Origin of the sequence: Haloarcula sp. CBA1127, assembly GCF_001485575.1 — an archaeon.
In the GTDB taxonomy this organism is placed as follows: Archaea; Halobacteriota; Halobacteria; order Halobacteriales; family Haloarculaceae; genus Haloarcula.
Genome location: NZ_BCNB01000006.1, coordinates 1,543,879 through 1,560,633, shown reverse-complemented (window position 1 = coordinate 1,560,633; position 16,755 = coordinate 1,543,879). Strand labels below are relative to the sequence as shown.

Here is a 16,755-nt window from a genome sequence, read left to right as displayed (position 1 = left end):
CCCGCGTTCTCATACGCCAGCAGTGAGATCAACCATTATTTAATTCCTAGACCGACGATACTGCATCATGTCAACGACCGCCTGTTTCTACATCGGATCTGCAACCGCATTTAATGTCGGCTTGACGACAAAGAATATCGGTCTGATGATGCACGACGATCTAGACCTCCACCTCGTCGGCACCGCGGTCGACGATCTCGATGCTGATGTCCGCGAACTGTTCTCGGTCTACGGGACAGCGTACGATTCGACCCGAATCGGCGGGGTTCGAGCCCTTCACTCCTATCTCCGTACGCACGACCCGAATGTACTGACACACGTCGTACAGCCGCCCGTTCACGGGACTATCGGGGCGACACTCGCCAACATGTACGACGTTCCCTTCGCGTACCGCTACAGCGGCGACAGGTTCTTTGAATACCGAGTCGCATCCGGCGTACAGTCGACCAAGTTCTTCATCGTTAACAACGTGCTCGGACGTCTCCCCATCGCCCTCTCTACGAAGTACGTTACCCTGGGCCCGACTGGGACTAATCGTCTGACGTCCCTTTTTCTCGGACCGAACGAACGCGAGATCGTCGAACTCCCGACGCCGGTAAATCTGGACAGGTTTTCCAACGTCGGGACGGAGTCGCCGTACGGTGTCGAGGGACCTATCGCCGTATCAATCGGCAGAATAACCGATTTGAAAGGGGCCAAGTTTATCGAAGCGACCCTCCCGCGCCTGCTTACTCGCCGACCGGACCTGCACGTAGTGTTTATCGGTAGCAAGCGAGATTCAATTGATGTCCCGCCAACGCTGGAGCATCGGGTTTCTTTCACAGGCCCAATTGCTCCAGCAGCGGTCCCGAAATATTTGGCATTCGCTAATGTACTGATCCACCCATCTCTTACCGAGGGCCTCCCCAGAGTCCTCCTTGAGTCGCTCGCTTCGGGCACACCGGTCGTTGCTCGAGACGTCGGTGATGTGGCATCAGTTACCGAGAACACGTTCACGACGGCGAACGAGTTTCTCGATTTAGTTTCGCAATTCGAGTCACTCCCCGTTGATGATGTCGAAAAGTTCTCAACTGATGTGTTGTGTCAGAGATACGTTGACTTCTTCAGTTCGTTTGCCTGATCGCTCGACCGAAGTCGGCCATGGTCAGCACATCGATTTCACCCTGCTCCTGCCGTGCACCAACATAGGCGATAAATTGCTCAACGATGTCCCGCTGGTGTACGTTAGAGAGGTCCCAGAGGTGAGACCAGACGTGCAGCGTGGCGTCCGACCGGATTGCCCTGTCGACGCCGCGGCAGAGCCGTCTGAGGTGCCACCGTTTTCGCAGTGAGACCGGGATCGGCCTGAACACGGGGTGCGGATCGAGCTGCCCCATTGGCAGGTTTGGACACCCGAGCGAAATGTACGGCGTGCTCGGTGTGACGGCAGTCCCATCACAGACGCGTCCGTCGCTCGGCTGGTAAGGGGATAAAGCGTTGTGATACAGCCGCTGTCCTGTATTCATCTGGATTAGCCGACACGGTTCGGGAGCACGAACCGTGTCAATACCGTTCCGTTTGAGCACACCCACCGGTGCTGAACTGTGACGCGGCGGGACGAACGCCCGCGACCACGGGATACCGAACTCGTCGTGGGCGTCTTGGGCCCGTTGCAGTTCCCAGTCGACCGTTTCCGATGTCACCTCTCCACACGGCGTGTGCGAAAATGTGTGCGTGCACACGTCGTGAGGAACCGGGCTCGAACAGATTGCATCGATCATGTCCGGTGCATAGAAGAGAGGGTTGGATTCCACGTCCGTCCCCGGATCAGCTTCGAACCACTCGTCACCAGGACGCCCCTCATGGTTGCCATCGCACGCATCAAGCAAAAGATGTCCGACGATATCAAACGTAATGGGGACCTCGGCAGATTCACACCAGTCCAAGAGATCACTCAGGGTCCTTGTTTCGGTGCGTCGGTCTTCACTGAGGTGGTCATACTCGTTGAGGTCATGTTTTGCCCATCCGAGTTCCACTTCGAGGCTGATAACGACGCTTCCCGTCAATCTCACGCCACCTCGCTACTCCGTTGCGTCGTCCGCAGCGATTCCATGGTCTCCAGTATCGCTCTCGTCGATGACTCGATAGAATACTTTGTGAGGGCCTCCTCATCGTACGTTTCGAGTGGCTTCCACTCCGTTTCTCGAATCATTTCAGGGAGTTCGTCGACCGTTCCTGCGTGAAGGCGTGGGTAGTCAGTTTCTGGAACCGTCCCGACCGGCGTCGCGAACACATGCTTTCCCAGCGTGAGGCCTTCGTACACAACTGTCGGGTGTGATTCGAAATCAGACGTGAGCAGTACGGCATCCGTCGCTGCGACAGTTTCGAGTGCCAGACCGTGCTCCAACACCCCGGTAAAGCGAACGCGGTCGGAAAGCCCACGCTGTTTGACCGTATTCTCGAGCTGATCGAACATCGGTCCGTCGCCGACGACCACAAGTTTGTATCGATCGGGGAGAGCGGCGACGATATCAAGGGCCGTGTCGGGATTCTTTAGAGGGACGAGCCTGCCTACGAAACTGAGAACGATGTCGTCGCTGTCGAATCCCCATTCGCGTCGGAATGCTGCTCTGTCACTCGACTCGTCAGCCACGCGGATTGCTTCCGCATTCACGATACCGGGTGTCGTTTCGACGTTGTTTCCCGCTGTTCGGATGACGTTCGCAACGCGGGAGGCCTGACAGTAGACGAAGTCCCCCAGCCAGAACCGGAAGTTGAGACGCTCAAGAAAAAATTTCGGCGTCCACTGGAACTCGGACCTCGCGGACGGCGTTCCACCGACGAAATTCACGACCGGAACGTCTTGGAACCGCGAGAGTACCTTCGCGACCCAATGTAAGGAGAGGGAACTCGCGTATATCCCGTCGACGTCATTTCGACTGAACCAGCGGTACGCATAAAAGAACGTGTACAGCGAAAACGCGATCCGGTACAACACCGCGTGCGGTTCATACCCTTCCGCTGATGCTGGCTTCGCACGCATCGGTCGATGGATCTTCACTCCATCAACCTGACTTAAACATTGCGTTTCGCTCGTCTTCGCCGTGAACACTGTGACGTCGTGCCCGTCTTGGGCGGCGATCTGGCAGATTCGCCACTGTAATAACGCACCCCCGTTGATCGCGGGATAGAAGTCCTCAGCAAATACAGCGAGTTGCATATCGGTGATTCGATGTTTTGGAAATATATGTCTGTCCATGCGATACTGGTTCCTTTCACTGGAGTTTACAGTAAAGGGTGTTATCCCCGGATTTCGAACCGGAGCCCGACAATCAGCCGTTTAGGGGTCGCGAGGGAGGTCCAGTACAGAAATCGCTATCACAAATCTCATAATCCGCTCCAGCAAAGCCTCTCCCACCTTGACTCGTATTCTGGTACTTTGTTCTCGGCTTCCGTATCCGCTCACTGGGGGTGCGAAGCTCCGGATGTTTTACACGGCCCGCGAACTCGCCCGGGAGCACGATGTCGAATTACTCGTCATCGATCAAGAGCCGATCGACAAATCGGCTGTCGAGGCGCTCAGAGCGGAGTTTGATGCCATCCACGTCTTTGCTTATCCCAACTACAAATTCTACCTCAACACGCTACCGGGGCTCGCCTCTTCGAAGCCGCTTCAAACGCATTATTATCGATTTGACGAGGTCGATGCCTGGCTCGACGATCACGCGCACAGGTTTGATTTGCTCCACTGTAACCACGTTCGGACGACCGAGTACGCGCGGGGCCGGTCGCCTCCAGTGACTGCGGACCTCGTAGACGCGATATCTCGGACCTATCGCGAAGCCTCGAAGGACGCGACTGGACTTTGGCGCGCGATCTATCCGGTCGAATGGCGGCGACTCAGGAAGTACGAGCGGTCCGTCGCAGATTGCTTTGACCACTCGTTCATTATCACGGAGGCCGACCGCAACTTTGTCACCGGTCGGCAGTCTTTTCCGTCGCTCTCTGTCCTCCCGAACGGCGTGAAGCCAGATCTCGTCGGACGAGGGTCCAACGAATTCAGGACTGCACCCAACGATCCAAGGATCGTCTTTCTCGGGAAGATGGATTACTTCCCGAACGAAGACGCCGCGTTGTACTTTATAGAAGAAGTTTTTCCGATTATTCGGTCCAGGTACCCAACTGCCGAGTTCCAAGTCGTTGGAACGGATCCAAGCGACCGGGTCGCCTCAACAGACGCACGGCCGGGCGTGACGGTAACAGGGTTCGTGGACGACCCTGCAGAGTATCTTGATCGCGCTGACATCGTCGTCGCGCCGATGCGACACGGGTCCGGGCTCCAGAACAAAGTCCTTGAGGCGATGGCGCTGGGACGACCTGTCGTCGCTACCCCACTCGCAAGGGAAGGAATCAACGCGTTGGACGGGAAGCATATCGTCATTTCAGACACCGCGACGGAATTCGCCAACGCTATCGATCAGCTACTTTCCGACGCGGATAAACGCCGTGCTATCGGTACCGCCGCCAGAACGCTGGTTGAGCAGCGGTACACATGGGCCCAAATCGGCTCTGAGTTGCGAGATCGCGTCTCGACCCTCCTCGATAGGCACGCCGATGCGGAGTGACTGAGCTAAGTGAACGCTCTTTGTCATAGCGTGTTGCAATCATTAATTACACCCCTCGCTTGTGGTATTCAAGTATTCAAACCAGGCTGAAGACAGCGGTCATGAACTAATGGTTCTGGAAGAATCAGTCAAGCCGTTTTCAGACGCAGTGGACGCTGAGTACTTCAACCCCGGCCAACTTGTCCCGAGTGGCACTCGCTGCTCAAATCCGTCAACAGCGAGTCCTTTGCCGGCGAATATGAGATCGGGAGACACAAAAGCATGCACCACTTCAAGAGCTACATCAGAATCGCCATTGTTGAAGCACCTAGTCCATAGAGGTCGATAAGTCAACTGATAACTTGGAGTATTAACTAACATTTTAATTCATTATGTGGCCGTCACGCATTCGGTTAATTACGGAAGTGTTGATTTAAGAAACGACGAGCTGAATATCTGCATCACGCTCTTGTAAGCGAACTCGATTATGCGTAATAAACTCACTGTGAGCTCGAAGGATCGTGGAGGTCGTCCGACATACTCCTTTTCGTTGTCATCGGTTATCAGCACCCCTGCCTCTCCTCAATTCAATCGCCTCCTGCCGAGCGGGTACCGCTACCTGTAGCGCGAAATTCCTGAACATATGAACCAACCACTTTATTAATGGCTGGGGATGAGAGCCCGCGGACTGATTGAGGGCCGACAGTGAGTTACAGTCGATGAGCACAGCGTCTATATGCGCCAAACCACCATTTCGGCGACGAGCGACATCAATGGCATCACGTGTGCTACTCATCTAAGATTACTTCTCTGAACGGGAAGAATGAAGCCAAAACAGCCGCTCAAGAGACGCAGCGAACTTAAAGAAGTATAGATATTTGGGGATCCTATCCGAACATCTGGCGCATCATCGGATGCATCTCCATGAGCTGCTCTTCGGCGATCTCCTCGTACAGCTTGTACGTGATGGAGACCGTCAGTAGCAGCCCGGTACCGGAGACGCCGCCGATGGTACCCAGCATGTTGGCCATCACGGCTAGCAGCCCAACCAAGGCGCCGCCGATGACAGTCACTTGCGGGATATACCGCTCAAGGACCTTCTCGATGACGCCGACGTTCTGTCGGAAGCCGGGGATCTGCATCCCGGAGTTGTGGATCTGCTTGGCCGTCGCTTCCGGGCCCATGTCGGTGGTTTCGACCCAGAAGACGGCGAAGACTGCGCCGCCGACTAGCATGACGAACAGGTCGATTCCGACGCGGGTCAGGATCTGCCAGACCGGCTGGGCGGTCCCTTCGAGCCACCACATCCAGTCGCCACGGCTCTGGATGGGGGCGAGGAAGTAGAACAGGCCGCCGGTCGGCTGGCCGTTGGCGTACGTGCCGAGGAACGACGGCATCGAGCCCAGTTGGGCGTTCAGGATACGGCCCAGGAACTGGATGTTCGCCTGCAGCGCCCGGACGAGGATCATCGGCAGGACGCTCGCGTAGATAAGCTTGACCGGGAAGCGGCCACGGGCTCCTTTCACGCGGGCGTTCGACAGCGGGATCTCCACGCGGACCGATTCGGCGTAGACGACCACTGCGAAGATGAGGACCGTCGTGAACAGTCCCAGCAGTTCGCCCTGCAGCAACACGGTCTGGAGGCCATCAGCAGCCAGCACTGGCCCGGTGCCGCGCTCACCGGTGATGAACAGGTACCAGGTGTAGATGATCCCTTCGTTGTTGCCGATAAACGGCGTCGTCAGGATGCCACCGATGAGCCGCTGGCTCACGCCGGCGACAATGAACAGGCCGATACCGGAGCCGACGCCCCATTTGGAGATGACCTCGTCCATGAACAGGATGAGGACACCGCCCACGAACATCTGGCCGAAGATGAGCCACTGGACACCGGTCGTGCCGATACCCAGTGAGTTCGCGACCGCCGTGTCAGCCGGGAGGAAGCCGCCGGCAAACACCATCGGAAGCCCGGTGAGACAGATCATCACGAGTACCAGCAGCTTCTGGAGCCCCTGATACAGGATCTGGTCACGCGGGTCGTCTTGGGTGTTCAGCCCGAGCAGGTCCGCCCCACCGAGGAGCTGTAACACGATGGACGCCGTGACGATCGGACCGATACCCAGCTGCATGATGCTCCCCTGGCCGGAGGCCAGAATCGACGAGAAGCGCCCGAATACCTGCTGGCTGGCGTCGATGTCCAGCCCGAACAGCTTCACGTTCGTCAGGAAGAAATACAGCAGGAGTACGCCCCCTGTCCAAGTGAGCTTGCGCTTGAACGGGACGTGTCCTTCCGGCCGCTGGACTGCGGGCATCCGGACAAGCAGTGGTTCGGCGGTGTCCTTCCAGCTCATCGTTCGTTATTCCTCGTCCGCGTCCGCGTCTTCGGTTTCTTCGGCCTCGGCCTGGCGCTCCTCGCCGAGGTCGGTCAGTTCGACGCTCCCGCCTGCGGCTTCAACCTTCTCGCGAGCGCCCTCGGAGAAGTCGTCAGCGACGAGCGTGAGTTCGTGGCGAACCTGGCCGGCACCGAGTACCTTCACGTAATCGGCGTCGTCGGCCTCTTCGACCACATCACGGACATCGACGCGGAAGCCACCGTCTTCGACTTCGGCGACATCATCGGCGGCCAACAGCGTGACGTTCTCGTCGATCTCGCGAACGTCGATGGTTGCGGCCTCTTCCTGAACCTTCTGCGGGCGCTTGAAACCGCTCTTGCCGAGCGGCTCGTGATTGTGGAACTCGTGCTTGTCACGGCCTGCGTCACCGCGACCACCGCGGTGGCCAGCACCACGTCGGTTCTTGTGTGAGCCGCCGCCGTGCGTGCGTGAGCCGCGCTGTCGTTTCTTTTTACTCGTCATTATCGCATCGCCTCCAGGAGTTCGTCGATTCCCTCGGTGTCGTGTTTCCCGAGCTGCCCGCCCTCCTTGACGGGGTGTTTGACGCCGTCGTGGCCGCCCCGGGGCGGGTGCAGACGGAGTGTCGGGGAGAGGCCCTGTTCGCGCAGCGTCGTCTCCTCGGAGAGGAGTGCGAACGCGAGCCCGGAGATGTCGTCGTAATCCGTGTTCTCGGCGACCCACTCGTCGTCCACGTCGGCGTCGCCCTCAACTGGCTCGGCGCGCGTCGCCAGGACCGTCTCCAGCGTCTCCTGGCTCGGCTCGCCGAAGGCGACGAAGTCGTTGACCTTCGCCACCATGCCGCGGTAGGCGTCCGTCTCAGGGACGAGCGTGCAGTGGTTCACGTGGTGGATGTTGAGCATCTCCAGCGTGTCCTGGATGTCGGTGTGCATGTTGACTTCGCCACGGAGCTGGACGAGCGCGTGCATCACTCGATCACCTCTCGCTTCTCGAAGGTTCGTTCGGGGACGCGCGCCTCGGCCGTGTTCTGCAGGGCGTTGAACGTCGCCTTTGCGAAGTTGACCGTGGTGCGCGTGTTCCCGCTGCTGCGTGTCCAGATATCCTCGATACCGGCGAGTTCGAGCACCTTGCGGACGGTCTCTCCGCCCGCGAGGCCCAGCCCTCGCGGGGCCGGCTGCAGCTCGACCTCGACACTCCCGGCCTTGCCCTCGGTGCGCAGCGCGACCGTGTGCGGACGGCCACAGCCACACTCCCAGGACCCGCAGCCGCGGGAGACATCGATGATGTTCAGCTTCGCGATGTCGATGGCTTTCTGGATAGCACCGCCGACCTGGTCGTCACGCCCTTCGGCGTAGCCGATGAGGCCGTCGCGGTTGCCAACGGCGACCACGCAGCGGAACTTCACGCGGCGGCCGGAGTCTGTCATCCGCTGGACCATGTTGATGTCCAGCACTTCGTCTTCCAGATCGGGAACGAGCTGGTCGACGACTTCCGATTCTTTCAGCGGGAGTCCGGAGTTCAGCGCCTCCTGCATGGAGTCGATTTCGCCCTCGACAACCTGCTTGCCGAGGCGTGTCCGTGGCTCCCATCCGTTGTTAGCACTCATAGTTCGATGTCACCGTCCAGTAGGGTCTCTCGGAGCTCGTCGAAGTGCTCCGGGAGGTCTGCAGCGTCGAAGTCGCCGCTGTACAGCGGCTCCTCGAGCTGCTCGTCGTACTCGGCGATGTGGGCACCGCGCGTGCGCTGCCAGTCGGCGAGTACGTCGTCGTTGTGCGGAATGTCCAGGCCGGCGTCGATTGCGCCTTCCTGTATTGCGAATACTTTGCTTCCGGGGGTCGGGCTGTTGAGTCCGATGTCAAGCACTGCCTCCTCGATGCCCGCTTCCTGCGCGCGAAGCCCGGCGAGCAGACCGGTGAGGTACGCCGAGGGCATGTTGCCCGTCGGGGCCTCCCAGCCGTACTCGGCGAGGTCGCTCGAGTGAGCGGACGCGAGAGTGTCATCGCCGTTGGGGCCAAGCGTCACCAGCTGCGCCCTGACGTGTTTATTGCTCTTTCGAGCAACGAGACGTGGCTTACCGGATTTCAACAGGCGCAACCGCTGATGGTAATCGGTTCTGGCCTCGCGGCGTCGCCGCATCGGTACTTTATATCGTGGTCCTGTCGCCATTATGCGTCACCGTGGTTTGCGTCGATGTAACGTTCGAGATCGGCAACGCTATCGAACTCGCCACCGCCGGCCTTGTCGTACAGGTCGCGGTACTGCGAACTCGAAAGCGTTCCCTCGTCACGCAGTTCGCGCAGCTTCGTCCGCTGTGCGCGGATGCGTGACTCCCAGTCCTCCTTGGAGTTCTGCCGTGCGCCTGCCTTCCCTTTCCGGGAACCGGCTCCCTTCTGGTGGCCGTATGCACGCTTCTTCTGGCGCTCCCGGGCGCGTCCACGGGAGTTGCCTTTCTTGTCTTTCGCCTGAATGGCGCCCTCATCGACCAGTTCGCGAACGTCCTCGCGGGTGATCGCGTCGGCGATGTCGCCCTGTCGCTCGGGGTTGAACCAGACGCGGTTCTTCCCGACGTCGAGGACGTCAGCCGCGAGTCGCTTCTGTGCAGAGAGATCAGTCATCACTCACTCACCTCGACTTCGACGTAGGTGGGGTTGAGCACGCGGATACCCGCGTCCTCGGCTTCCCCTTCGATTCGCTCGCGCTTGCGAGCACCGACCTTCGAGGCGATCCGGACAGCCTCTGTGTCGCCGTCAACGCCTTCGAGGTCATCCACGTTGTGCACGCGAACCTCCTCGAAGCCGGACGGATGCTTGCCGCGAACCGCGGTCGGCGAGCGGAAGCCTGCCTCGACCGTGTCGCCCTTGCCCTTGATACCGCGGCGCTGCTTCGAGAGCTGGCCGCGGGGCTTGCGCCACGAGGTCGAGACGCGCTTTTTCTTGTGGTGGTCCTGACGGTTGAACTGCGGCTTGCCGACCCGGTGTCGCTGGGTCAGTAGCCGCGCGTCCTCGTCGGAGAGGTCCGGCGTCTTCTCGGTGAGCCCGCGGGCCTGGAGTTCCGTCTCCACGTCCTCGTCGGGCGCTTCCTCGCCGCCTTCCTCTTCGACTTCGGCTTCGGTCTCGGACTCGACTTCGAGTCCACCGACGTCGGCCTTGATTCGGGCCGCCAGCGCGTTCCCGATACCGCTGACATCGGCGAGCGCGTCTTGATCGGCACCGCGAACGTCTTCGACCGACTCGAAGCCGGCCTCACGAAGTGACTCCGCTTTGGATGGGCCGACACCGCTGATGTCGGTCAGTTCGGTGTACTCTTCCTCTGCTTCGACGTCTTCCTCATTGTCCGCCATCAGGCGTCACCTCGGTTTGGTTTGCGGGTGATGTACACCCCGTCCTGGAACACACGCACGTCCTTGTCGTTGATGCGCGTGAGCTGTTCGATGTCCGCGGCGGTCTGGCCGACGGCCTCGATGTCGGGACCGCTGATGGTCAGCTCCTCGCCGTCGATTTCGACGTCCGTGTCGCCGTGGATCGTCGTGCGGCGGGGGGCCTTCTCGCCCAGGAAGTTCTCGATGACGACTTCGTCACCCTCGACGTCGACCTGCATCGGGAAGTGAGAGTAAAAGACCTCCATACCGTACTCCCAGCCCTCGGTCACGCCGTGGAACATGTTCTCGATGTGGCTCTGGAAGGTACCGATCGTCGACATCGTCTTGGCGTTGTCCTCATCGGATTCGATGACGACCGTGTCGCCGTCGACAGACACGTCGATGTCAGGGTACCAGAGCCGACGCGTGACGCTGCCGTTGTCCCCCTCGACAGTGATGTCAAGGTGGTCCTGCTCGGCGTCCACGTCCTCCGGAATCTCCAGTTCTACTCGTGGCATTGTTAGTATACGTACGCGATGACTTGGCCACCAACGCCCTGCTCACGAGCCTCGTAGTGGCTCATGATGCCGTGGCTGGTCGTCACGACGAGGGTCCCGTAGTCACGGGCGGGGAGGAACCGCTTCTCCCACTTCTCGAACTCGTCTGCGCCCGCAGAGTAGCGGGGCTTGACCGGGCCACACTCGTTGATGGCTCCTTTCAGTTCAACTTCGAACTCGCCGGCTTTGCCGTCGTCGACGAAACTGAATCCGTCGATGTACCCGCGGTCGTAGAAGACCTCGAGGACGCTGCCGATCTCGTTCGAAGCGGGCGATACTGTCTGCTCTAGGTGCCCGACGCTTTCGGCGTTGTTAAGCGCCGACAGTGCGTTGGCAAATGGGTCGTTCCCTGTCATTGTTAGCTGTACTTCCTGAAGCCCATGCCACGCGAAATCTCGCGGAAGCACTGGCGGCACAGCCAGATGTCGTACTTGCCGACGAGTCCCTGTTCGCGACCGCAGCGCTGACAGGACTCGAGCTGGCCAGTTCGCTCACTGGATGCCGTCTCGGAATCGGGCTCGTCTGTGGTTTCACTTTCGCTCATTCGCTCACCTCCACGTCGTAGGTCGACTCGATGAAGGCGACGGCGTCCGCCGGGTTGAGTCGATGCTTCGTCGGAATCGAGCGCGACGCCTTGTCGCGCTTGGCGACGCGGTAACCGGGACGGACGAGGTTGACCGTCACGTCCAGCCCGTAGATTCCGATGCTCGGGTCGTACTCCTGGCTCGGGAACTCGGTGTGTTCCTCAACGCCGAAGCTGAAGTTGCCGGTGTCGTCGAACTGACTCGTCGCCAGTTCAGCGAGCGGCAGCGCCGTCTGGAGGAACTCCTCGGCCATCTCGTCGCGGAGGGTGACCTTCGCACCGATGGGGTCGCCCTCGCGGATGTCGAACTCGCCGACAGTCCGCTTGGCCTTCGTTCGAACCGGCGTCTGCCCGGTGATTTCCCCGAGGATGTCCTCTGCGTTGGCGAGGTCGCGGCCACCGTGGCCGATTCCCATGTGAACGACGACCTTCTCGATGCGCGGTTCGCGCATCTCGTGGAAGTCGCCGCCGGACTCACTCTCGGAGCTCATTCATCATCACCCGTGAAGTTCTCGTCGATGACGACGACGTACTCTTCGACTGTCTCGAAGCCTTCGCCCTCGTCCTGCGAGACGATCACGTTGTTCTGTGCCGAACCCGGCGTCACCTGAATCTCCTCGATTTCGCCGACTTCGCCCGCGTGGGCGCCGTCGACGGCGGTGACGAGCGCGCCCTCTTCGTACTCGAAGTGGGCGACGATTTCGCCGTCCTCGTTGCCGACGACGATGGAGTCGCCAGCATCGTAGGTCTGGTCGTCCTCGACGATGAGCGTCTCACCGTCGTGGAGACCCAGCTGAACGTCGCCACCGGAGACGTGTGTCTTGGTGGCGATCTTACCGAGCTTGGATTCGGCCGCGTCCGGGTCGATTGCGGTCAGCGCCAGCCGACCACCCTCGCCGGGGAACACGCGGTAGTACTCCTCGCGCTCGGTGAAGGCCAGGATGTCGAACATCCCGACGGGGCGTTCCTCGTCGGAGATGGCCTTCCCGTTGATGAGGACGTTGTCCTCGTTGAGGGCGTAGCGGGCTTCTTTGCGGTTGTCGGCGTAGCCGAGTACGTCCCGAAGGACGATGAGCAGGGGAACCCCCGACTCACCGTGCGGGCCGGCACCGGCTTTCACCGTAAACGTCGCGGTCTTGCGCTCTACGGGCCAACTGTTCGGCACCGAGAGTCGCTTCTGGTGGTTACTCATGCGGAATCATCCTCCGATTCGAGACGCGCCTCGCGCTTCTCGTCTTCGAGGTCTAGGTCCGTCACGCGGACGTTCGAGGTGTCCAGCGGTCGCGGGACTTCCTCGCCGTCTGTCTTTTCGAGCGTGACGTCTTCGACGTGGATGACGGCCTTGTCGAGGTCCACGTTGATGACTTCGCCGTCTTCGCCGGCGAAGTCACCACGGAGCACCTCAACGGTGTCACCAGCGTTGACGCGGACGTTCCGCTGGCCGTACTCCTCGCGGAGGTCGGCGCTCAGCGTCGCCCGGACCTGCTTGTGCCGCTCGTGGAGCGGGGCACGTCGTTGACTCTTGCGTTGTTTGTCTGGTTGCTTGCTCATGGTTCTATACAATCATCGTCGCTGCTGATGCCACACTGCCGAATCGCTGTGCGACTTCCCGTGCGATGGGACCTTTCAGCTCGGTCCCGCGCGGGTCCTCGTTCTCGTCGACGATGACGGCCGCGTTGTCTTCGAACTTGACGCGGGTGCCGTCGGGTCGACGGATCGGCTTTCGCTGGCGGACGACGACGGCTTCGAGCACCTGACGACGCATTTCGGGCGTCCCCTTAGTGACCGAGACCGTGATCTTGTCGCCCAGCCCAGCTTTGGGGTGGCGGTTCTTCGTTCCCGAGTAGCCGTGGACGGAAATGACCTTAAGTTCGCGCGCTCCCGTGTTGTCCGCACACGTGATGAGCGAGCCCTTCTCCAGGCCTTGCGTGACGTCAGCACCGAGTGCTTCCATCAGGCATCACCGTCCTGTTCGTCGGCGACCACGCCGACGACGACGTGGCTTTTCGTTTTCGAGAGCGGTCGACACTCTGCTATCGTGACCGTGTCACCGACCGCGAGGTCGAGACAATCGGGTGCATGAGCCGGAACGCGGCTCCGCCGCTTCATGAAGCGGTCGTATTTCGGCACCTTCACGTCGTACTCGCGCTCGACGACAACGGTCTTCTCCATGTCAGTGGAGGCTACCTCGCCGTTCAGTGTCTGTCCGCGCACGGAGAGCTCTCCGTGGAACGGGCAGTTCTGATCGGCACAGGTTTCCTCCGGTTCCTGTACGTTCAGTCCTAGCGCCATAGTGAATCTCCTGTGTTCTCTGTGCGACGAGCGGGACGGGCAACGAGTCGGTCGCCGTCGACGAGAACCGTCTCGGTCGACAGGGCAAACGCGAACGTCGCGCTGTCCTTCGGCACGTGCCACACCCGGTCGGCACCCTCGAGTGTCAGCATCTGTGTCGTCTCCATGACGACAGTTCCGCTGATACCGATGACGTCCGGATTGGACGCCGCGACGACCTCGCAGTCGAGGCCGACGAGTTCGTGTCGTGGGAGCGTCTCGGGTGTCAGTGGCATTATTCGTTCTCCTGCAGGTCGCCTTCTTCGCCCTGGATCGTCTTGATGCGGGCGATAGCCTTCCGCAGTTCCTTGATGCGACCGGGATTTTCCGGCGCACCACCCGCGGCCTGCACGGCCCGGGCGTTCAGCAGTTCGGTCTTCAGGTCGTCGAGTTCCGCCTCGCGTTCGGCGGGCGTCATGTCCCGAATCTCCTGGACGTGGAGGACGGTCATTCGTCGTCACCCTCCTCATCGTCCGCGGACTCGTCGTCCATCTCGTCCATCAGCTCTTCGGCTTCCGCCTCGACGTCCTCGTCGAGTTCCTCGTCGACAGCGTCTTCGAGTTCGTCGACGTCGACATCCTCGACATCGTCGTCAGTCGGGACTTCGACGTCTTCTTCGACGATTTCCTCGTCGACGAACTCCTCGTCAGCCTCGGAGTCGTCGGCGGCCCCGGCGGCCACGTCCTCGTCGAGTTCCTCGGCCGTCTCGCTGTCTTCGGGCTCGCCTTCGAGGAGTTCCTCGACGGACTCGCCGTCGGTGTCAGCCACGTAGTCCTCGACGTCGACATCCTCGTAGATCTCGAAGTCGTCGGGGAGCTCCGCGTTCGGCGGGATGATCTTGACTCGGACCCCGATGGTCCCGAGCTTCATCACGGCGACGCCGACGCCGCTGTCGACGATCTCCTCTGCGGGTTCGCCGTTGTGCTTGACGTAGCCGCGGTTGAACTTCTCAACGCGCGAGCGTGCACCAGTGACCTTCCCGGAGAGGACGATCTCTGCGCCGAGTGCGCCCGACTCCATGATGCGGTCGATGGTGGTGTGGCCCGCTTTGCGGAAGTACCAGCCACGTTCGAGTGCGTTGGCCAGTCGATCCGCGACGATGCGGGCGTTGAGGTCCGGCTCGTCGACTTCCTGCACGTCGACCTGCGGGTCGTCGAGGTTGAATCGGTCCTCGAGTTCCGTCGTGATCTTCCGGATGTTCTTCCCGCCCTTGCCGATGACCATCCCTGGCTTCTCGGCTTTGAGCACGATCTGGGTTCCCATCGGCGTCTTGGCGACGTCCATGCCGCCGTAGCCGGCTCGACCGAGTTCCTCTGCGAAGAACTCGTCGATCTGGGTCCGCTGGAGTCCGTCCTCGATGAACTGTTGTTCGTCGGCCATTAGTCTTCGACCTCCGGCTCTTCGAGGATGAGTTCGACGTCGACCTGCGGGCTGTTCCACGCCGAGGCACGCCCCATCGCGCGGGGCTTGCGACCCTGCTGCTCGCCGACCTTGTGGGCGGCGACGTGCTTGATCGTCATGGCCTCACCGTCGAAGCCCTGATGGTCGGCGTTGCCGACCGCGTTCTCGAGCAGGTCGAGGAAGGCCTTGCTGGCCTTCTCCGGGTAGCGCCCGGCGTCCCAGCCGTCGACCTTGCTTTTGTGGCCGACGCCCGAGTTGTGCTGTTTGAACGGAACGGGCTGGTCGCCCTCGATAACCGCCTCGAGGTAGTCGACAGCCTCGCCGGCCGTTTTGCCCTTGACCTCGCGGGCGATGGCCTTGCTGTGCTTGAAGCTCATCTGCCGCTCCCGGAGCATCGCTTTGGCCGTCGTGTCCGGGTCGGCTTCGACTGAGTAACTGATTCCCATGATTATTTGAGCGGTACGAACTTCGAGGAGCGTGTCGCTCCGATACCGGCCTGACCGTGTTCGACACTACTCCGGGTGAGCTGGAACTCACCGAGGTAGTGGCCGAGCATCTCGGGCTCGACTTTGACACGCTCGAAGTTCTGGCCGTCGTGGACGGCGAAGGTCAGCCCGACCATCTCCGGGACCACCGGCATGTCGCGCAGGTGTGTCCGGATCGGGTCGTTGGCTGTCTCCTCTTCGCCGGCCTCGCGGGCCTTTTCGAGGAGCTTGTGTTTCTCCTCGGTCAGGCCGCGTACGATACTTCGCCGCTGTCGAGCGGGGAGCAGTTCCGCGACTTCCTCGAGCTCCATCTCCTGCAGCTCGTCGAGCGTGTGGCCGCGGAAGGAGAACTCTCCTTCGTGGCCGATTTGGTATTCTGAGCTCATTCGTTGCCACCTCGACCTGTTCGCTTCGAGGCGATGTCCCCGACCTTACGGCCAGGCGGGGCGTTCCGCGAGATGGACTTGGGCTTGCCGGGGTGCTGGCGTCCGCCACCACCGAACGGGTGGTCGACGGCGTTCATTGCCACACCGCGGACGTTGGGCCACTTCGTCCCTCGCGCTTTCATCTTGTGATGCTTGTTGCCAGCCTTCACGAACGGCTTGTCAGTTCGGCCGCCACCGGCGACGACGCCGATGGTGGCGCGACACTGCGGATCAAGCCGCTTCATCTCCCCGGAAGGGAGCTTGACGACCGCGACGTTGCGGTCGTGGGTGAGCAGCTGGGCGTTGACACCCGACGCGCGGGCGAACTTCCCACCGTCACCGGGGCTGGATTCGACGTTGCACACCGGGACCCCCTCTGGGATCTCGGCCAGCGGGAGCGTGTTCCCGGGTGCGATCTCGGCGCTGACGCCGACCTGTAGCTCGTCGCCCACCCCAACGCCTTCCGGCGCGAGGATGAGTCGTCGGTCGCCGTCTTCGAATTCGACGGCGGCGACCGGGGCCGAGCGGGCCGGGTCGTGCTCGATGTCGACGACCGTGCCGGCGATGACGTCGCCGTCCTCGACCTTGCGGTGCTCCAGATCAGCCTTGTAACGGTGCGACGGAGCACGGAACGTGGAGGTCCCGCGGCCGCGCCGTTGTCCTTGGATTCGTCGTCCCATC

At 60.9% G+C, this 16,755-nt stretch carries 25 protein-coding genes; 2 read left to right on the top strand and 23 right to left on the bottom strand.

Annotated features, from left to right (window positions below; translation table 11 throughout):
• Positions 1 to 67 precede the first annotated feature (67 nt).
• Positions 68 to 1,120: a glycosyltransferase family 4 protein gene (locus tag AV059_RS12545; protein ID WP_058994840.1), complete on the top strand. Its 1,053-nt coding sequence runs from the start codon at positions 68 to 70 to the stop codon at positions 1,118 to 1,120.
• Here the strand turns inward: AV059_RS12545 and AV059_RS12540 are convergent.
• Together AV059_RS12540 and AV059_RS12535 are read right to left on the bottom strand one after the other, a co-directional pair.
• On the bottom strand, positions 1,104 to 2,051 hold the full coding sequence (locus AV059_RS12540; protein WP_154021028.1) for a polysaccharide deacetylase family protein: 948 nt from the start codon (positions 2,049 to 2,051) through the stop codon (positions 1,104 to 1,106). The genes AV059_RS12545 and AV059_RS12540 overlap by 17 nt on opposite strands.
• On the bottom strand, positions 2,048 to 3,199 hold the full coding sequence (locus AV059_RS12535; RefSeq protein WP_058994836.1) for a glycosyltransferase family 4 protein: 1,152 nt from the start codon (positions 3,197 to 3,199) through the stop codon (positions 2,048 to 2,050). The genes AV059_RS12540 and AV059_RS12535 overlap by 4 nt, the downstream gene beginning before the upstream one ends.
• Positions 3,200 to 3,464: 265 nt before the next feature.
• Between AV059_RS12535 and AV059_RS12530 the strand changes: the two genes are divergently transcribed.
• A complete protein-coding gene (locus AV059_RS12530) occupies positions 3,465 to 4,604 on the top strand; it encodes a glycosyltransferase (RefSeq protein ID WP_058994834.1) in 1,140 nt (379 codons plus the stop codon).
• Between the two features lie 866 nt (positions 4,605 to 5,470).
• Here the strand turns inward: AV059_RS12530 and secY are convergent.
• The 21 genes from secY to AV059_RS12425 are packed head-to-tail and all read right to left on the bottom strand — an operon-like array spanning position 5,471 to position 16,754.
• Positions 5,471 to 6,934 (bottom strand): preprotein translocase subunit SecY, encoded by a 1,464-nt coding sequence (secY, locus tag AV059_RS12525; protein WP_058994832.1) that lies wholly within the window; start codon positions 6,932 to 6,934, stop codon positions 5,471 to 5,473.
• A 6-nt stretch (positions 6,935 to 6,940) separates the two neighbouring features.
• Entirely contained in the window at positions 6,941 to 7,438 is a 498-nt protein-coding gene (locus AV059_RS12520; RefSeq protein WP_058994830.1) for an uL15m family ribosomal protein, read from the bottom strand.
• Entirely contained in the window at positions 7,438 to 7,902 is a 465-nt protein-coding gene (gene rpmD, locus AV059_RS12515; protein ID WP_058994829.1) for a 50S ribosomal protein L30, read from the bottom strand. The genes AV059_RS12520 and rpmD overlap by 1 nt, the downstream gene beginning before the upstream one ends.
• A complete protein-coding gene (locus AV059_RS12510; RefSeq protein ID WP_004957374.1) occupies positions 7,902 to 8,540 on the bottom strand; it encodes a 30S ribosomal protein S5 in 639 nt (212 codons plus the stop codon). The genes rpmD and AV059_RS12510 overlap by 1 nt, the downstream gene beginning before the upstream one ends.
• On the bottom strand, positions 8,537 to 9,100 hold the full coding sequence (locus AV059_RS12505; protein ID WP_023843357.1) for a 50S ribosomal protein L18: 564 nt from the start codon (positions 9,098 to 9,100) through the stop codon (positions 8,537 to 8,539). Before AV059_RS12505 ends, AV059_RS12510 begins: the two co-directional genes overlap by 4 nt.
• Positions 9,100 to 9,549: a 50S ribosomal protein L19e gene (locus AV059_RS12500; protein WP_004516953.1), complete on the bottom strand. Its 450-nt coding sequence runs from the start codon at positions 9,547 to 9,549 to the stop codon at positions 9,100 to 9,102. The genes AV059_RS12505 and AV059_RS12500 overlap by 1 nt, the downstream gene beginning before the upstream one ends.
• Positions 9,549 to 10,274 carry a 50S ribosomal protein L32e gene (locus AV059_RS12495; protein WP_058994828.1) on the bottom strand — a complete coding sequence of 242 codons (726 nt, stop codon included), beginning with the start codon at positions 10,272 to 10,274 and terminating at the stop codon, positions 9,549 to 9,551. Before AV059_RS12495 ends, AV059_RS12500 begins: the two co-directional genes overlap by 1 nt.
• A complete protein-coding gene (locus tag AV059_RS12490) occupies positions 10,274 to 10,810 on the bottom strand; it encodes a 50S ribosomal protein L6 (protein WP_004591564.1) in 537 nt (178 codons plus the stop codon). The genes AV059_RS12495 and AV059_RS12490 overlap by 1 nt, the downstream gene beginning before the upstream one ends.
• Positions 10,811 to 10,812: 2 nt before the next feature.
• A complete protein-coding gene (locus tag AV059_RS12485) occupies positions 10,813 to 11,205 on the bottom strand; it encodes a 30S ribosomal protein S8 (protein WP_004516956.1) in 393 nt (130 codons plus the stop codon).
• Between the two features lie 2 nt (positions 11,206 to 11,207).
• Positions 11,208 to 11,393 carry a 30S ribosomal protein S14 gene (locus tag AV059_RS12480; RefSeq protein ID WP_004591563.1) on the bottom strand — a complete coding sequence of 62 codons (186 nt, stop codon included), beginning with the start codon at positions 11,391 to 11,393 and terminating at the stop codon, positions 11,208 to 11,210.
• A complete protein-coding gene (locus tag AV059_RS12475; RefSeq protein WP_004591562.1) occupies positions 11,390 to 11,923 on the bottom strand; it encodes a 50S ribosomal protein L5 in 534 nt (177 codons plus the stop codon). The genes AV059_RS12480 and AV059_RS12475 overlap by 4 nt, the downstream gene beginning before the upstream one ends.
• Positions 11,920 to 12,624: a 30S ribosomal protein S4e gene (locus tag AV059_RS12470; RefSeq protein ID WP_058994827.1), complete on the bottom strand. Its 705-nt coding sequence runs from the start codon at positions 12,622 to 12,624 to the stop codon at positions 11,920 to 11,922. The genes AV059_RS12475 and AV059_RS12470 overlap by 4 nt, the downstream gene beginning before the upstream one ends.
• The gene (rplX, locus tag AV059_RS12465; protein WP_058994826.1) at positions 12,621 to 12,983 is read right to left on the bottom strand and encodes a 50S ribosomal protein L24; all 363 of its coding nucleotides are present in this window, start codon (positions 12,981 to 12,983) and stop codon (positions 12,621 to 12,623) included. The genes AV059_RS12470 and rplX overlap by 4 nt, the downstream gene beginning before the upstream one ends.
• A 4-nt stretch (positions 12,984 to 12,987) precedes the next feature.
• Positions 12,988 to 13,386 carry a 50S ribosomal protein L14 gene (locus AV059_RS12460; protein WP_004516961.1) on the bottom strand — a complete coding sequence of 133 codons (399 nt, stop codon included), beginning with the start codon at positions 13,384 to 13,386 and terminating at the stop codon, positions 12,988 to 12,990.
• A complete protein-coding gene (locus AV059_RS12455; RefSeq protein ID WP_004591559.1) occupies positions 13,386 to 13,724 on the bottom strand; it encodes a 30S ribosomal protein S17 in 339 nt (112 codons plus the stop codon). Before AV059_RS12455 ends, AV059_RS12460 begins: the two co-directional genes overlap by 1 nt.
• Positions 13,715 to 13,999 carry a ribonuclease P protein component 1 gene (locus AV059_RS12450; RefSeq protein ID WP_058994825.1) on the bottom strand — a complete coding sequence of 95 codons (285 nt, stop codon included), beginning with the start codon at positions 13,997 to 13,999 and terminating at the stop codon, positions 13,715 to 13,717. The genes AV059_RS12455 and AV059_RS12450 overlap by 10 nt, the downstream gene beginning before the upstream one ends.
• Positions 13,999 to 14,214, bottom strand: a complete 216-nt coding sequence (gene rpmC, locus AV059_RS12445) for a 50S ribosomal protein L29 (RefSeq protein WP_004516964.1) — start codon at positions 14,212 to 14,214, stop codon at positions 13,999 to 14,001. Before rpmC ends, AV059_RS12450 begins: the two co-directional genes overlap by 1 nt.
• Positions 14,211 to 15,143: a 30S ribosomal protein S3 gene (locus AV059_RS12440; RefSeq protein WP_058994824.1), complete on the bottom strand. Its 933-nt coding sequence runs from the start codon at positions 15,141 to 15,143 to the stop codon at positions 14,211 to 14,213. Before AV059_RS12440 ends, rpmC begins: the two co-directional genes overlap by 4 nt.
• Positions 15,143 to 15,610: a 50S ribosomal protein L22 gene (locus AV059_RS12435; RefSeq protein ID WP_004957408.1), complete on the bottom strand. Its 468-nt coding sequence runs from the start codon at positions 15,608 to 15,610 to the stop codon at positions 15,143 to 15,145. The genes AV059_RS12440 and AV059_RS12435 overlap by 1 nt, the downstream gene beginning before the upstream one ends.
• 2 nt (positions 15,611 to 15,612) lie before the next feature.
• Positions 15,613 to 16,035 carry a 30S ribosomal protein S19 gene (locus AV059_RS12430; protein ID WP_004516967.1) on the bottom strand — a complete coding sequence of 141 codons (423 nt, stop codon included), beginning with the start codon at positions 16,033 to 16,035 and terminating at the stop codon, positions 15,613 to 15,615.
• Positions 16,032 to 16,754 carry a 50S ribosomal protein L2 gene (locus AV059_RS12425; protein WP_004957415.1) on the bottom strand — a complete coding sequence of 241 codons (723 nt, stop codon included), beginning with the start codon at positions 16,752 to 16,754 and terminating at the stop codon, positions 16,032 to 16,034. The genes AV059_RS12430 and AV059_RS12425 overlap by 4 nt, the downstream gene beginning before the upstream one ends.
• Position 16,755: the final 1 nt, after the last annotated feature.

What these genes read in the sequence shown, in the direction of transcription:
- AV059_RS12485 (WP_004516956.1), bottom strand. Translation starts at nt 11,205, where the DNA reads ATGACAGGGAACGACCCATTTGCCAACGCACTGTCGGCGCTTAACAAC.
- AV059_RS12435 (WP_004957408.1), bottom strand. Translation starts at nt 15,610, where the DNA reads ATGGGAATCAGTTACTCAGTCGAAGCCGACCCGGACACGACGGCCAAA.
- AV059_RS12520 (WP_058994830.1), bottom strand. Translation starts at nt 7,438, where the DNA reads ATGACGAGTAAAAAGAAACGACAGCGCGGCTCACGCACGCACGGCGGC.
- AV059_RS12495 (WP_058994828.1), bottom strand. Translation starts at nt 10,274, where the DNA reads ATGGCGGACAATGAGGAAGACGTCGAAGCAGAGGAAGAGTACACCGAA.
- rpmC (WP_004516964.1), bottom strand. Translation starts at nt 14,214, where the DNA reads ATGACCGTCCTCCACGTCCAGGAGATTCGGGACATGACGCCCGCCGAA.
- AV059_RS12545 (WP_058994840.1), top strand. Translation starts at nt 68, where the DNA reads ATGTCAACGACCGCCTGTTTCTACATCGGATCTGCAACCGCATTTAAT.
- AV059_RS12505 (WP_023843357.1), bottom strand. Translation starts at nt 9,100, where the DNA reads ATGGCGACAGGACCACGATATAAAGTACCGATGCGGCGACGCCGCGAG.
- AV059_RS12470 (WP_058994827.1), bottom strand. Translation starts at nt 12,624, where the DNA reads ATGAGTAACCACCAGAAGCGACTCTCGGTGCCGAACAGTTGGCCCGTA.
- AV059_RS12450 (WP_058994825.1), bottom strand. Translation starts at nt 13,999, where the DNA reads ATGCCACTGACACCCGAGACGCTCCCACGACACGAACTCGTCGGCCTC.
- AV059_RS12535 (WP_058994836.1), bottom strand. Translation starts at nt 3,199, where the DNA reads ATGCAACTCGCTGTATTTGCTGAGGACTTCTATCCCGCGATCAACGGG.
- AV059_RS12425 (WP_004957415.1), bottom strand. Translation starts at nt 16,754, where the DNA reads ATGGGACGACGAATCCAAGGACAACGGCGCGGCCGCGGGACCTCCACG.
- AV059_RS12430 (WP_004516967.1), bottom strand. Translation starts at nt 16,035, where the DNA reads ATGAGCTCAGAATACCAAATCGGCCACGAAGGAGAGTTCTCCTTCCGC.
- rpmD (WP_058994829.1), bottom strand. Translation starts at nt 7,902, where the DNA reads ATGCACGCGCTCGTCCAGCTCCGTGGCGAAGTCAACATGCACACCGAC.
- AV059_RS12455 (WP_004591559.1), bottom strand. Translation starts at nt 13,724, where the DNA reads ATGGCGCTAGGACTGAACGTACAGGAACCGGAGGAAACCTGTGCCGAT.
- AV059_RS12480 (WP_004591563.1), bottom strand. Translation starts at nt 11,393, where the DNA reads ATGAGCGAAAGTGAAACCACAGACGAGCCCGATTCCGAGACGGCATCC.
- secY (WP_058994832.1), bottom strand. Translation starts at nt 6,934, where the DNA reads ATGAGCTGGAAGGACACCGCCGAACCACTGCTTGTCCGGATGCCCGCA.
- AV059_RS12460 (WP_004516961.1), bottom strand. Translation starts at nt 13,386, where the DNA reads ATGGAAGCACTCGGTGCTGACGTCACGCAAGGCCTGGAGAAGGGCTCG.
- AV059_RS12475 (WP_004591562.1), bottom strand. Translation starts at nt 11,923, where the DNA reads ATGAGCTCCGAGAGTGAGTCCGGCGGCGACTTCCACGAGATGCGCGAA.
- AV059_RS12440 (WP_058994824.1), bottom strand. Translation starts at nt 15,143, where the DNA reads ATGGCCGACGAACAACAGTTCATCGAGGACGGACTCCAGCGGACCCAG.
- rplX (WP_058994826.1), bottom strand. Translation starts at nt 12,983, where the DNA reads ATGAGCAAGCAACCAGACAAACAACGCAAGAGTCAACGACGTGCCCCG.
- AV059_RS12490 (WP_004591564.1), bottom strand. Translation starts at nt 10,810, where the DNA reads ATGCCACGAGTAGAACTGGAGATTCCGGAGGACGTGGACGCCGAGCAG.
- AV059_RS12510 (WP_004957374.1), bottom strand. Translation starts at nt 8,540, where the DNA reads ATGAGTGCTAACAACGGATGGGAGCCACGGACACGCCTCGGCAAGCAG.
- AV059_RS12530 (WP_058994834.1), top strand. Translation starts at nt 3,465, where the DNA reads ATGTTTTACACGGCCCGCGAACTCGCCCGGGAGCACGATGTCGAATTA.
- AV059_RS12500 (WP_004516953.1), bottom strand. Translation starts at nt 9,549, where the DNA reads ATGACTGATCTCTCTGCACAGAAGCGACTCGCGGCTGACGTCCTCGAC.